9 protein-coding genes and 1 pseudogene are annotated in these 13,524 nt (G+C 66.9%); 5 read left to right on the forward strand and 5 right to left on the reverse strand.

The window, feature by feature from the left end; all coding sequences use genetic code 11:
- Positions 1–93: 93 nt before the first annotated feature.
- A complete protein-coding gene (locus NIBR502770_RS15540; protein ID WP_141182532.1) occupies positions 94–753 on the reverse strand; it encodes a response regulator transcription factor in 660 nt (219 codons plus the stop codon).
- Positions 750–2,060, reverse strand: coding sequence for a sensor histidine kinase (locus tag NIBR502770_RS15545; protein WP_141182533.1), 1,311 nt, complete (start codon positions 2,058–2,060; stop codon positions 750–752). Before NIBR502770_RS15545 ends, NIBR502770_RS15540 begins: the two co-directional genes overlap by 4 nt.
- A 166-nt stretch (positions 2,061–2,226) precedes the next feature.
- Between NIBR502770_RS15545 and NIBR502770_RS15550 the strand changes: the two genes are divergently transcribed.
- Together NIBR502770_RS15550 and NIBR502770_RS15555 are read left to right on the forward strand one after the other, a co-directional pair.
- A complete protein-coding gene (locus tag NIBR502770_RS15550; RefSeq protein WP_141182534.1) occupies positions 2,227–3,330 on the forward strand; it encodes an ABC transporter permease in 1,104 nt (367 codons plus the stop codon).
- Between the two features lie 32 nt (positions 3,331–3,362).
- On the forward strand, positions 3,363–4,061 hold the full coding sequence (locus tag NIBR502770_RS15555; RefSeq protein ID WP_141182535.1) for an ABC transporter ATP-binding protein: 699 nt from the start codon (positions 3,363–3,365) through the stop codon (positions 4,059–4,061).
- Positions 4,062–4,090: 29 nt separating this feature from the next.
- Here the strand turns inward: NIBR502770_RS15555 and NIBR502770_RS15560 are convergent, their stop codons facing one another.
- Positions 4,091–5,098, reverse strand: coding sequence for a GDSL-type esterase/lipase family protein (locus tag NIBR502770_RS15560; RefSeq protein ID WP_141182536.1), 1,008 nt, complete (start codon positions 5,096–5,098; stop codon positions 4,091–4,093).
- Positions 5,095–8,011 (reverse strand): annotated as a pseudogene (locus NIBR502770_RS15565) (exo-alpha-sialidase). The gene NIBR502770_RS15560 and the pseudogene NIBR502770_RS15565 overlap by 4 nt, the downstream one beginning before the upstream one ends.
- Before the next feature lie 176 nt (positions 8,012–8,187).
- Between NIBR502770_RS15565 and NIBR502770_RS15570 the strand changes: the two are divergent.
- Entirely contained in the window at positions 8,188–9,894 is a 1,707-nt protein-coding gene (locus NIBR502770_RS15570; protein ID WP_141182537.1) for an exo-alpha-sialidase, read from the forward strand.
- Here the strand turns inward: NIBR502770_RS15570 and NIBR502770_RS15575 are convergent.
- Positions 9,851–10,756 carry a DUF4862 family protein gene (locus tag NIBR502770_RS15575; protein ID WP_141182538.1) on the reverse strand — a complete coding sequence of 302 codons (906 nt, stop codon included), beginning with the start codon at positions 10,754–10,756 and terminating at the stop codon, positions 9,851–9,853. The genes NIBR502770_RS15570 and NIBR502770_RS15575 overlap by 44 nt on opposite strands.
- Positions 10,757–10,904: 148 nt before the next feature.
- On the opposite strand from NIBR502770_RS15575, the gene NIBR502770_RS15580 reads away from it, so the two are divergent.
- Both NIBR502770_RS15580 and NIBR502770_RS15585 read left to right on the forward strand, forming a co-directional pair.
- Positions 10,905–12,545 (forward strand): ABC transporter substrate-binding protein, encoded by a 1,641-nt coding sequence (locus NIBR502770_RS15580; protein WP_141182539.1) that lies wholly within the window; start codon positions 10,905–10,907, stop codon positions 12,543–12,545.
- Between the two features lie 21 nt (positions 12,546–12,566).
- Positions 12,567–13,523: an ABC transporter permease gene (locus NIBR502770_RS15585; protein ID WP_141159229.1), complete on the forward strand. Its 957-nt coding sequence runs from the start codon at positions 12,567–12,569 to the stop codon at positions 13,521–13,523.
- Position 13,524 lies beyond the last annotated feature (1 nt).

The raw sequence follows: 13,524 nt of genomic DNA on the forward strand, positions 1-13,524 counted from the left end.
CTGGAAACAACGGCACCTGTAAACACCGTGGAACAAACCTACTGCACCGGAATGACCGGGAGGTGGCAAGTTTCGCGGTCCTGCGCCGACAGGTCAGCCCTTGGCGCCGGGCGGCCGGATGATCCGCCGCTGTGTGGCGGCAGCGATCGCGGCCGTGCGGTTATCCACGCCGAGCTTGCCGTAGATGTGCACCAGGTGCGTCTTCACGGTCGCTTCCGAAATGAACACCTGCCTGGCGATGGCGCGGTTGGACAAGCCCGTGGCCAGCAGTTCCAGCAACTGCACTTCGCGCGGGGTCAGCGAGGTGCCCGGGTTGCTGATCCGGTCCATCAGCAGTGCCGCGGCCCGGGGCGCCAGGACCGTGCCGCCCGCGGCCGCCTGCAGCACCGCCTGCCGCAGCTGCTCCGGCGGAGCGTCCTTCAGCATGTAGCCGCTGGCCCCCGCCTCCACCGCGGCGAGGATATCCGCATCCGTGTCGTAGGTGGTGAGGATGAGTACCGGCGGCGGTGCGTCGAGTTTCCGGATCTCGGCGGTCGCCGTAACGCCGTCCATTCCCTCCCCCATCTGCAGATCCATCAGGACCACATCGGGTGCCTCGTCCAAGGCAGTGAGCCGCGCCAGTTCCCTCAGCGCCGCCTTGCCGTCAGAAGCCTCGGCGGCAATGGCGATGCCCTCGGACCCGGTGAGCATGGCACGCAGCCCGGCGCGGACCACCGGATGGTCGTCAACCAACAGGACGCGGACCCCACTCACGGTTCCTCCACCGGGAGCCGGATGGCCACAACCGTGCCCTCGCCCGGCGCCGATTCCACCGCCAGGGTCCCGTTCAGGGCGGCCACGCGTTCCCGCAGCGAGCGCAGCCCGAAGCCGCTGCCGTCCGCTGCGCCCGCGGCACCACCCGCAGCCCCGGGATCGAAGCCCCGGCCGTCGTCGTACACGTCCATGGTCACCTCGTTGCCCAGGAAGGCAACGCTGACGACGGCGGTACTTGCCCGGGCGTGTTCGCGGACGTTCGCAAGGCTCGCCTGCGCGGCGCGCAGCAGGGCCACGCGGGCAGGCTGGGGCAGGTCCTGCGGTTCCCCATCCACCTCCAGCCGACAGCGCAGGGATACCCCCGCAGCCGCAGCGTCGGTCTCGGTCCTGCCGCACAACCTGTCCAGGGCCTCCACCAGCGTGGTCCCCTCCAGCTGGGGTGAAGACAGTCCACGGACAAAGCTGCGGGCCTCGGACAGGTTGTCCGCCGCGGTCTGCTGCACCAATGCCAGCCGGGCGGCAGCAGTGGCGGAGTCACCCTCCGTCAGCGACTGCCCGGCGGCCCGCCCCAGCAGCACGATGCTGGACAGGCCCTGCGCCAGCGTGTCGTGGATTTCCCGGGCCAGCCGCTCCCGCTCGGCGAGCACCCCGGCCTCATGCTGGGACCGGGCCAGCTCCTCACGCGTCCGCCGCAGTTCATCGGCTGCGCGCCGCTGGTTTTCGGCCTCGCGGTAAAGGGCCGCGTAAGCCAGGCCGGTAATCACGGAAAAAATTGCACCCAGGACAGGCCCCACCACCGCCGCCGCGTGTGGAACCGGGGAGCCGCTGGCGGCCCATTGGGAGCCGATCACCGCCGCCGTCATCAGCCCGATGGCCAGGAGTGCGCCACGCCGCGGGAGCAAATGAAGGTGCAGGAAAAAGATGGGGAAAGCAAGCCAGGCGAAGTCGGCGCTGCCGGCGAGCAGGAACGCCCACAAGGCCGTCACAAGGCCGAGCCACAGCACGCTGTACCGGCGGGGATCCACCACGGTCCGTCCCTCGGCATGGCGCTTTTCCAGGACCGTGCCGGCCAGGTAAAGGGCAGCAAGAACGACGGCGGCGGCGGCCCACACCCAGCGAAGGGCGCCTCCCGACATCAGCATCCGGACCAGGCCGACGGCCAGCAGCAGCGCGAACCCCGTGTGTAGTGTGACCCGCAGGACCCGCAGGATTGCCGCCGACGACGCGTTTTCCAGGGCGTTCAATGGTCCACGTTTGGGGATACCGCCGCGCACTTCCGGTGGTTGCGGCAGGGGCGTGGCAGGCATTTCACCAGCTTATGCCGGGAACCCGTGCCGGGAATCAACCAAAAGGTTGACTCCCGTATCAACCGTTCCATTCCCGCAGATCAACCATCCCCGCGATTCCCATGCAGGCTCCGGCCGGGAGAGTGGAACTACAGAACAATCCACCCCTGCAGAGAGAAGAACCAACGTGTTCCTGGCAATCCGCGATATCCGCTTCGCCAAAGGCCGGTTCGCCATGATGGGCGGCGTCGTAGCCCTGATCACCCTGTTGCTGGTCATGCTGTCCGGCCTGACGGCCGGGCTCGCCGAGCAATCCACCTCCGCCATCGCCAGGCTGGGGGCAACTGCCGCGAGGCCGGTGGACGCCATCGCCTTCGGCGCCCCCGGTTCAGGCTCACCCAAGGCGTCCTATACCGAGAGCTCCGTGACCGCCGCCCAGGTGGACAGCTGGCAAAGCCGGCCGGGTGTCCATTCCGCCGAGCCGCTGGGCATTACGCAGACGCGGGCGCAGACGGCTGATGGTTCGGGGACGGCGAATGTGGCCGTCTTCGGCGTCTCGCCGGGCAGCCCTTTGGCGCCTGTGGAGGTGTCCGCCGGCACGGCCGCGGTGGGCGCCTCAGTGGCGGAAGCCCTGGCGGTGGGCCAGGGGGACAAGGTGTCCCTGGGCGGCGTGGAGCTGTCCGTCGCCGCCGTGGTGCCGGACCAGTGGTACGCGCACACTAGCGTGGTGTGGACGGCCCTGCCGGCATGGGGCAAGGCTGCGCACGTGTCCGACGCCGGACAGCTGGCCACGGTCGTCGCCGTCACCTACGCGGACGGGGCCACGGTGGATGAGGCCGCAGCGAACGGCGCGGCACACACGGTGAGCGAATCCCGCACGGGATCTTTCCAGGCCCTGGGCTCCTTCAAGAGCGAGAACGGGTCGCTGACGCTGATGCAGGCATTCCTGTACGGCATCTCGGCACTGGTGATCGTGGCCTTCCTGAGCGTCTGGACCATCCAGCGCACCAGGGACATCGCTGTGCTGAAAGCCATGGGCGCACCCAGTTCCTACATCCTTCGCGACGCCATGACCCAGGCCGCCATCGTGCTGCTGGCAGGCGCCGGAGTCGGCGGAGCCGTGGGTGTTGGCGCCGGCTTGTTCGCTGCCCAGGCAGCCCCCTTCCAGCTGAACCTGGCCACCTCGGTGGTTCCCGTCGTCGGGATCGTTGCCCTGGGCCTGGCAGGTGCGGCACTGGCCGTCCGGCGCGTCACCAAGGTCGATGCGCTCCTGGCGCTCGGCGGAAACTAATCCCTTCTTCCCTCCTTTGAAAGGAACCCATCATGACCACAACCGCTCCCCTGACCCTGGTCAACGTCACCCTCGAATATCCCGACGGCGGCGGCACCACCACCGCCCTGGACCGTGTCAGCCTCACCGCGGAAGCCGGCCAACTCGTGGCACTCGTGGGCCCCTCGGGGTCCGGTAAGTCCAGCCTGCTGGCCGCCGCCGCCACCCTGGTCCGCCCCACAAGCGGCCAAGTCATTATCGACGGCACCGACACCATGGGCCTGGGCGACAAGGAACTGACAGCCCTGCGGCGCGGGGAAGTGGGCATCATCTTCCAGCAGCCCAACCTGCTCCCGTCGCTCACCGCCGTCGAACAGCTCGTCATCAGCGACCACCTGCGCGGAAAGTCCGCCAAGGCCGCCACGGCGCGGGCCGCCGAACTGCTGGACGTCGTCGGGCTGTCCGCCAGTGCGGGGAAACTTCCGCACCAGCTCTCCGGCGGCCAGCGCCAGCGCGTGAACATCGCGCGGGCACTGATGGGCAGCCCCAGGGTGCTGCTGGTGGACGAGCCGACGGCGGCACTGGACCACGAACGGAGCGCCTCCATCATCGCCCTCCTGCGGCAGGTGACCAACGAATTCTCGGTGGCAACGGTGATGGTCACCCATGACACCGAGTTCGTGCCGCTGACCGACGTGGTGGCCACCATGCGGGACGGCAAACTGACAACCCCGGTCCTGGCAGGCGCCTAGGAGGAACGACGCCGGCCGGGACCGGTTGTCTAGTCCTTCGGGCCGTTGGCTGCCGCGGCGGCAAGGCGCGGGCCCAGCCTTTCGGCCATAAGCCGGTACCCTACATTGTCCGGATGGAGGGTGTCCGGCATGTGGGCCAGCGCCTCGGCTTCCGTCAGCACCGCCCCGCCGTCCACCAGGTGGATCCGTGCTTCCCCGGAACGCCGCTGCAGGTGGGCGACCACTCCGGCTGTGGCCTCCCGGTAGTCGGCCAGGGTGGCACCGACCGCATTGGGAGTAGCTTCACGCGGAAGCGACAGGACCGGCGTGATCACCACCAGTGGAACGTCCGGATGGGCGGTCAGGATGTTCGAGATGAACCCCAGCACCTGGCTGGCATAGCTCCGCAACGAGAACGCCGCTGCGTTGTAGGAGTTGATGCCCAAGCACAGGGAGATGACGTCCGCAGGGAGTCGCTGAATGGTCCTTGCTGCAGCCGGGTCCAGCTGGCATTCGCCGGCAAAACCCAGCGACTGCAGTACCCACCCGAGCTTCCGGGCCACCAGCGCCGGCCAGGTCTCGGAAGGACCGGCCGCCTCCCGGCAGTGGGTGATGGAGCTTCCGTAGGCCAGCCACCGCTTGCCTGGCTCTTGCACCGACTGGACATCCTCGCCTTGCAGGGATGCGTGGAGCACCCTGACCCGGCCGAACTGCGGGAGCCACAGTTGCACCTTGGCGCCGGCCGGCAGCGTTCCCAACTCCAGCGTGTGGCTCAGCCGCCCGGCAGCGGGGATCCGGTGGGCCAGTTTGCCGTCAACCAGCACATCAATGGGAGAGCAGTCCGCGGTACCTTCCGCCTTGAGGGTCAGCCTGCCGGACGAAGCCGTCCACGTGGCCCGGATACCGGCCGTCATCTGTGCCATGTCCGCAAGCCCGTCAGTGAAGGGCGGCATCAGCAGTTCGGTGTCAAGCCGCCTGAACTCCTGCCAGCCCTCCACGTCCTGGACGACGTCGAAAGCCCCCGCCCAGTGCGCGTGCACTGATTCCACTTTCGTCATCCCTTCGGTGTCACCTGCAAACGGTCAAAGGCCACCTGTTTGCCGTCCCTGTCCAGTACCACCACGTCATCGCGGCCGTTCTGCACGTCCGCTGGGAGGATGAATTCCACCGTGTTACCAGTGGTGGGAAAAATCCAGCCAATCCGGTAGCTGCGCTTGTTCAGGTACACGTAATACCACTGTCCGTAGTCGAGGCCCCCGAGGACCACCTTCTGGCCGTTGCGGTACTTGTCCGCGGTGCCGAGGTCCCACGGAGGTGTCAGGCCCTCAAAGTCCTGGACTGTGAGCGCCGGAACGGATTCGGGCTGCGCGGGCTGCAGGTTGAGCCGGATGCCCCCGCCGGCCACCGACGCCGTGATGCGCTTGGCACCGTTGTCCGCGGTGGCCTCGAAGCTGACAGGTGCCAACTGGCCGGCCGCAATGTCCGCGGCACTCAGCACGTGAGAGCGGGTGGCGGTCACGTTACTGCCGGCAGCCAACAACTGTTCGCTGATGCCCGCGTCCGGGGCGGAAACCGCTGTCAGGTCCACGTTTCCTGCGTTGCCCAGGGTGTAGGTGTACGTGATGGTGTCGCCTGCGGAGGCGTAGCGGTCTCCGTCCAGGTCCGTCCATTCCGCGGCGACGGTGCCTTCCATCCTGGCATCGCGGACCTTCAGGTCCACCTCGCCGCCGTTCACGGCGTAGGTCCGGGTGGTCTGGCCGGTGGCGCTGACCTCCCAGGAGGTCTCGGGGACGAAGAAGCCTTGGCCCGCTTCCACGGCGGTGACAGTGTGGCGTGGCGTGGCACACGTGTAGGACTGGCCGGCGGGCAGCACGCTGTACCGGCAGTTCCCGGGGCCGTCCGGCATAAACGGGCTGAAATTGCCGGCCGTGGGGACCACTTTCTCCACCAGCGGGCTGGTGTTGGTCACGTCGAACTTGTAGGGGAACGCCTCCCCTGCGCCGTACGGCTGCGCAGCCAGGTCCCGGCCGGCGTCGCTGCGGCTGCCCGTGATGGTGGCGGCCACCAGGCCATCACGCAGTGCCACGGCCGCGCCGGTGAAGGAAACCGTCCTGGTGAGCGACGGCGTCGCGCTGGCCGTGATGCTGAAGGTTGCCTGCGGCATGAAGTAGCCGCGGGAGATGTCCTCGGCCGTCAGAGTGTGCTTAGCCGTGGTGCAGGTGTAGGAGGCGCCCGCTGCCAGGTTGTTGTACCGGCAAGGCCGACGGCGGCAGGAACCCGGCGTCGAAGGTTCCGGCGAGCGGCACTGAGTTGGCGGTGACGTTGGCCGTGCTCTTGATGGTGAACGTGTAGCTGAGCACGTCGCCGGCCTGGTACGGGCTGGCCGCGACGTCGCGGTCCGGCGCGGAGCCGGTGACGCTGAGGCCCACCTGCGGAGCCACCGGGACCGTGGCGGTGAAGGTGGCCTGCGAGACCCGGCCGTCCGCCGTCGTGAACGCCGCGTTGAGGTTCTGCGGGCCGCTGGCATTGGACGGAGCGGTCAGGTCCACGGTGACGGTGGCGGAGGCACCGGGTGCGACGTCGGGCACAGGCACCGTGGTGGCGGACCAGCCGCTGGGGGTGTACACGGTGGCGGTGGCGCCGGAGAGCGTGGCGGTTTCCTGGTTGGTGACGGTCACGGCAACCTGTTTGGTGGCGCCGGGTGCGGTGGTGACGGCGGGGACGGCCAGCGGGGCGCAGGCGTAGTTCAGCCACGCGTCGTCGAAAGCGGCGAACGGCATATTGTCCGTGTAGTTGCCTTCGTACAGGACGCCGAACCTGCCATCGTCCAGCCGGGTCACGGTGGAGTAGGCGGAGAAGCCTGGGCGGATGGTGCGCACGCCCGGCCAGGTGGCGCCGTCGTCGCAGGACACCCGGGCGGAGACGTTTTCGCGGCCGGTCTTGGAGTTGGCGTTGGTGAAGATCAATTTCTTCGCGTCGGCTGAGGCCTGCGGGGCGTTGGGGAACATCCGGGCGATGGCACCGTTGTTGGCCGGATCCGGCAGTTCGGTGTCCTGCGTGACCGGGCCGTAGGTGGCACCACCGTCGGTGGAGACCGCCATCTTGCGGTAGCCCTGGTTCGCGTTGTCCCGGGAGTTAAGCAGGACGCGCCCGTCCGAGAGTTCCACGGTCTTGTTCTCGTCCATCCGGTCGCCCACGTTGGCACCCTTGTGCCACGTGGCCCCGTGGTCGTCCGAGTAGACGCTGTAGGCCTGAATGCGGTTGGTGCCGTCCGCCTGGCGGACATCGCCGGCGTACTGCTGGATCAGGCGGCCCTTGTAGGGTCCGTACTTGAGCTGGATGCCTTCGCCGGAGGACGCGAAGTTGGAGCGGACGTCGCCCGCCACGGGGCTGGTCTTGCTGGTGCCCGGCTTGGTGACGCCGGTGATGAGACGGGGCTGGCTCCAGGTGGCGCCGCCGTCGGACGATTCAATCACGGCGGAGGAAATGACGTTGCGGTCCGCGTCATCGTTACCGAACCCGCTGCCGCCGAAGCCCTGGTCCTTGGAGTAGACAAAGAACGCGAAGACCTTTCCGGCCTCGGCGTCGTAGATATAGGACGGGTCGCTGTAGCCGTACTTCGGTCCAGTGGCATCCGCCACATGGCCGGCTGCAATGACCTGTACCGGTCCCCAGGTCCTTCCGCCGTCAGTGCTGCGGCGCTGCACGATGGAATTGGGGTTGGGGGCGTCGGCAGCACTGCCGGGCCGGCCGTCCCAGGCGGCGAGGACCACGCCGCTGCCGAGGTAGGTCAGCGCGGGGATCCGGTAGAAGAAGTTGGCGGCCGTTCTGTCCGCTGCGAGATTCACTTCCTGGAAGCTGCCCGGCGGAGCGGTAGGGCTGGTGGAGGGGGTGGGGGCCGCCTGCGCCGGCAGCCCGCTCCCGGCCAGCAGGGCCAGGGCCAGTGCGCCCGTGCCCGCGGCCTTCCCCATTGATCGTTTCTTGGTTCTTTTGGTGGTAATTCGCAAACCCATGTCCTTTCTGGACGCCGCGCTGCGGCTCGAATGGAAGTGACGACGCCGTCGAGGCTGTAGACAAATGTGATTCTTGCTACATACGACGTCCTACCACCTTAAGGTGGAGCCACGTGGAAAGCTAGACTAAACATGTGACGTCCTACGTTTTTCCTGAATGGCCCATTGCCGTGCCGGCTGTGGAGCGTATCCTCGCCACCCGCGGCCGTGGTGGATACCGCCAGTACCGCATCCCTGCGCTCGCCGTCACCACCAGGGGAACGCTCCTGGCCGCCTACGACGGCAGGCCGAACCTGGACGACCTGCCGAGCCCCATCGATCTGCTGCTCCGCCGCAGCAACGACAACGGTGAGACGTGGAGTGCGCAGGAAGTGGTGCGCCGCGGCACCGGCCTGGAAGGTTTCGGCGACCCCAGCCTGCTGGTCGACGCCGGGACCGGGCGGATCTTCCTTTTCCACGCCGCCGGAACACGCGCCGGGTTCTTCGAATCGACAGCAGGAATGGCCGCGGAGGACGAGTCCGTCCAGCACTGCGACCTGAGCTGGTCCGACGATGACGGCGTGACCTGGCAGCACCGGCGCCTCACCGCCGAGTTGAAGGGCAGCACCCCCGCAGGCCAGGACATCACAGGCATGTTCGCCGCGGCCGGCCAGGGAATCCAAGTCCATACGGGGCCGTTCCAAGGCCGGCTGGTGCAGCAGTTCGTGGTCCTGTGCGACGGCGCGATCATGGCAGCCTCGGCCTACAGCGACAACCACGGAGACAACTGGACGTTCGGGGAGCTCATCGGCGCCACTACCCATGGCGCCGCCCCGAACGAGAACAAAGTGGCAGCCCGGGGCGACGGAAGCCTGCTCCTGCACAGCCGCGCCACGCCGCGGCGGCTGGCTGCCACGTCCAGCAACGGCGGCCAGAGCTGGAGCACCCTGGTTCCAGTCGAGGACCTCCCGGACCCGAGCGATAACGGCTCCCTAACCCGCTTTGACGGCCTCCCTTCCGTGCCCCGCCTTGCCACGCCGGAGACGGACCCTTGGCTGCTGGCCACCAACAACCAGGACACCAGCCTGCGGCGGAACACGGTCTTGAGCCTCTCACCGGACAACGGCCGGACCTGGCCGGCACGGCTGGTCCTGTGCGCGGGCAGTTCCGCCTACTCCACAGCCACCCGGCTGCCGGACGGCAACATCGGTGTCCTGTACGAGCGCCAGGGGTACCGGGAGATTGTGTTCGCCTCCATCCCGGCAGGGCAACTGACGGACCAGTTGCCGGCGTCCCAGACCCCACCCGGCAACAAGGAACTGAACGCCGGCCTCACTTTCAACATGGAACTGCGGTCCGTCACACCGGGCCTGCCGTCCGAGTGGCAGAACCTTGGCGAATTCCATGTCTTGGCGGCCGATTGCGGCGACTGGGGCCCGGCGTCCAAGGAGATCGGCCAGGGCTACTCCGCCGGGCAGGCCCAGGTCCTGGGCACCCGGGAGGCGCAGGACCTCAACTACGGCCCCATCATTCCCGGGTACAAGGCCGGGGACATCCTTGCTTTCACGGGCAGGGCAAGGAACGACGGCGACACAACGGTCACGCAGGTCCGTCTCGCCGGGCCCGGAGCCGGCGATTTTCCGGCGGCCGACCTGCCGCCGGGCGGGGAGGCGCTCTACTTCACGCCCTCATACACCGTGACGGCAGAGGATGCCGGGCGGGACATCCTGGAACTCGAGTTTTCGGTTGAAGGGATGTGCGCTGCCTCGCCGGTACGTCGACGCAGGACGTTCCGGTTCGATATCACCACCGGCTGCGTCAGCCCGGAAGATCCCCTTCAACCAGCGCGCACATCTGCCTGAGCCGCTCCACCCTTTCCTCGACGGAGAGCCCCTGGCGGGGCAGGCCGATCTTGAACCCATGCATGGGTACGTTCCCTGCGGCCTTGTTGCAGCGGCTAATTTCCGCACGGTTCAGCAGGGAGCTGGACGGCGCCCCTTCAACTTCCACAGGCGGGAGGTGGGCATCTATCCAGGGATAACCAAATTCCGTCTCCTCCGGGGAACACCCGGAGAAGATCAGCCCCGCCAGAACCCCTGCCTCGCGGGCGTTCGCGATGTGCTCCACGGCGGTGTCCGGGTCCCGGGTTTCGATGACCGACCGTGCCCAGTTGATAACGAGTCCCACCCGGCCACCCGCCTGTTCCCGGAGCGAGCGGAGCACGTCCACTTCCTCGCCGAACGGCAGGAAACCCTTCTCGGGCGTGCCTCCGGGCCGGGGCGCATCACAGTGCTCCACCAGCAGCCTGGTGGCTCCCCACTCCCATTCGAGGACCTGCTTCAGGGACTCCGCGAACCTTGACGGGTCAGCGCCGGGGTACGGGGCGGAGTGCAGCTCGACGGCCTCCACCTCCCGGCCCTCGTTCTTCAACTGAAGCACCAACGCGTGGATTCCCGCGACGAAGTGCAGCGCTTCCGTCCTGCCCGCGGCATCGCCGGACGCAAGTCCGAACGTTGGCGACGCCTTGAGCCGCTGCATGGTGCCGGGAATGGCGGTAACCACAGCGGACCAGTTGCCCGGAGCGCCGACGGGCCAGCAGACTCCACCGTATGGCCCATAGGGAAGTTCCAATCCGCGGACGGAAGGTACTCCGGCGAGCGCTTGATAGAACTGCTGCCGCAATTCGTCAGGGTGGGCAGCGTAGGCACCGACGATCAGGGACATGGAACCTCCAATTGCTCTGTCATGCGGGAACCACGGCCACGGCCGCGGGGAAAAGTCCACTTGACGTTGCCTGTGATGGGACTTACAGTTTTTCTTACGAGCTAGGACATCCTACATCCGATAAACATCCTTCTGAACGGTGAGGCACATGAACAACATCAAGAACCTGCCGCTGGTCAATGACGCCAGTCGCCGGAACTTCCTGAAGCTCGGCGGGGCCATGGGCCTGGCCGCAGCCTTCGCCAGCTCCCTGGCCGCGTGCGGCGGACCCGCCGCGACCACCACGGGGGCAGCTGAAAACACGGCGCCGATCAATAAGGACCTCATCATCGAGGCCGGGATCTCCTACGCCCTCTCCACCGGCTTCGACCCCATCTCGTCCTCCGGCGCAACCCCCATGGCCGCGAACCTGCACGTCTTTGAGGGCCTGATCGAGCTGCACCCAGCCACACGGGAGCCCTACAACGCCCTTGCCGCTTCCGATCCCAAGATGGTAAATGCCACTACCTACCAGGTGGCCATCAGGGACGGCGCGGTGTTCCACAACGGCTCCCCCGTTACCGCCGAGGACGTGGTGTTCTCCTTCACCCGGGTAATGGACCCGGCCAACAAGTCGCTGTTCTCGCAGTTCATTCCGTTCATCCAGGAGGTCAAGGCGCTCGACGCCAAGACCGTGGAGTTCACCCTTAAGTACGCCTTCCCAGGCTTCGGTCCGCGCATCTCCGTGGTGAAGGTGGTACCCAAGGCACTGACCAACTTCCCGGCGGGCTCGGACCAGCTGAAGTCCTTCGACGCCAAGCCCGTGGGCACCGGACCCTACAAGCTGATCTCCGCAGTCAAAGACGACAAGATCGTCTTCGAGGCCAACCAGGCCTACAACGGACCCATGCCGGCACTGGCTAAGGGCATGACCTGGCTGCTGCTCTCCGATGCCGCCGCCCGTGTCACCGCCATGCAGTCAGGCCGCGTCCAGGCCATTGAGGACGTCCCCTACCTGGACATGCAGGGCCTGAAGTCCGCAGCCACCGTTGAATCGGTGCAGTCCTTCGGCCTGCTGTTCATGATGTTCAACTGCAACGCTGCGCCCTTCAACAACAAGAAGGTCCGCCAGGCCCTGCACTACGGCCTGGACAAGGACTCCATCATCAAGAAAGCCCTGTTTGGCAATGCCAAGCCGGCCAGCTCCTACTTCCAGGAAGGCCACCCGGATTACGTCAAGGCCAAGAATGTGTACGGCTATGACGCCCAGAAGGCAGCGGACCTCCTCAAGGAAGCCGGCGTCACCAACCTGGAGTTCGAACTGCTCACCACGGACACGGCCTGGGTCAAGGACGTGGCGCCCCTGATGCTCGAATCCTGGAATAAGATCCCCGGCGTCAAGGTCACCCTCAAGAACCTGCAGTCCGGCGCCCTTTACACGGACCGCGTGGCCAAGGGCGACTACACAGTTGTTGCCGCACCGGGTGATCCCTCGGTGTTCGGCAACGACGCGGACCTGCTGCTGAGCTGGTTCTACGCCGGCGACACCTGGATGAAGAACCGCGCCTTCTGGGGTGCAACCCCGGAGCGCGCCCAGCTGGTGGACCTGATGTCCAAGGCGGGCCAGGCCACCAAGGAAGACGCCAAGAAGCTGACCGGCCAGATCGTGGACCTGGTGTCCGAAGAGGTTCCGCTGTATCCCCTGTTCCACCGCCAGCTTCCCAGCGCCTGGGATGCAAAGAAACTGAGCGGCTTCAAGCCCCTTCCCACCACCGGAGTGTCCTTCGTTGGTGTGGGCCGCACCGCCTAGCCCTACCCACCGGAGACTACATTGAGCACCATATTGCGACTGCTGGGCCGACGGCTCGCAGCCCTGCCGCTGATGGTCCTGGGCATCACCCTGCTGGTGTTCCTGGTCCTGCAGGCAGCCCCCGGAGACCAGGCAAGCAGCGCCCTGGGCGAGGGTGCCAGCGAGGAAGCCAAGGAACAGTACCGCCAGGCGAACGGCCTTAACGATCCGCTGCTGCTGCAGTATGTGCGGTTCCTGGGCAAGCTCCTCCAGTTTGACCTGGGCGTCACCACGCCCCCGGCCAAATCCGTGGCGAGCATGATCGGCTCGGCGTTCCCCTTGACGCTGCAGCTGACCTTCCTGGGCGTCATCATCGCCGTTGTGGTCTCCTTGGTGTTCGGCATCATCGGCGCCTTGTACCGGGATAAATGGCAGGACCAGCTGGTCCGTGTCTTCTCGATCGCCGCGGTGGCAACGCCGTCGTTCTGGCTGGGCATCCTGCTGATCCAGTGGTTCGCACTGGGACCGGCAGCGATGTTCCCGTCCGGCGGCATTGCCACCCCGGAGTCCGGCTTCGGCGGGTGGCTGAACTCCATGGCACTGCCCGCCCTGGCCCTCGGCATCCCGGTCTCTGCGTCCCTCATCCGGGTGGTCCGCACCTCCATGGTGGAAGAGCTGGACCGGGACTACGTCCGCACGGCCATCGGCAACGGTGTGCCGTACCGCGAGGTGGTCTCCAAGAACGTGCTCCGCAACGCCCTGGTCACTCCGGTGACCGTGCTGGGACTGCGGATCGGCTACCTGCTGGGCGGCGCCGTCGTGATTGAAATGATCTTCGCCTTGCCCGGCATGGGACAGCTGATCCTCAACGGCATCACCAACCTGGACGTAAACCTGGTGCAGGGCGTGGTCCTGACCATCTCCGTCACCTTCGTCCTGGTGAATATCGCCGTGGACCTGCTCTACCTGCTCATCAACCCCCGAATCAGGACCGTGTGAC

The sequence above is a fragment of the Pseudarthrobacter sp. NIBRBAC000502770 genome (assembly GCF_006517815.1).
Classification (GTDB): Bacteria; Actinomycetota; Actinomycetes; order Actinomycetales; family Micrococcaceae; genus Arthrobacter; species Arthrobacter niigatensis.

Coding starts and splice junctions, on each gene's coding strand:
- NIBR502770_RS15545 (WP_141182533.1), bottom strand. CDS start 2,060: ATGCCTGCCACGCCCCTGCCGCAACCACCGGAAGTGCGCGGCGGTATC.
- NIBR502770_RS15555 (WP_141182535.1), top strand. CDS start 3,363: ATGACCACAACCGCTCCCCTGACCCTGGTCAACGTCACCCTCGAATAT.
- NIBR502770_RS15560 (WP_141182536.1), bottom strand. CDS start 5,098: ATGACGAAAGTGGAATCAGTGCACGCGCACTGGGCGGGGGCTTTCGAC.
- NIBR502770_RS15575 (WP_141182538.1), bottom strand. CDS start 10,756: ATGTCCCTGATCGTCGGTGCCTACGCTGCCCACCCTGACGAATTGCGG.
- NIBR502770_RS15580 (WP_141182539.1), top strand. CDS start 10,905: ATGAACAACATCAAGAACCTGCCGCTGGTCAATGACGCCAGTCGCCGG.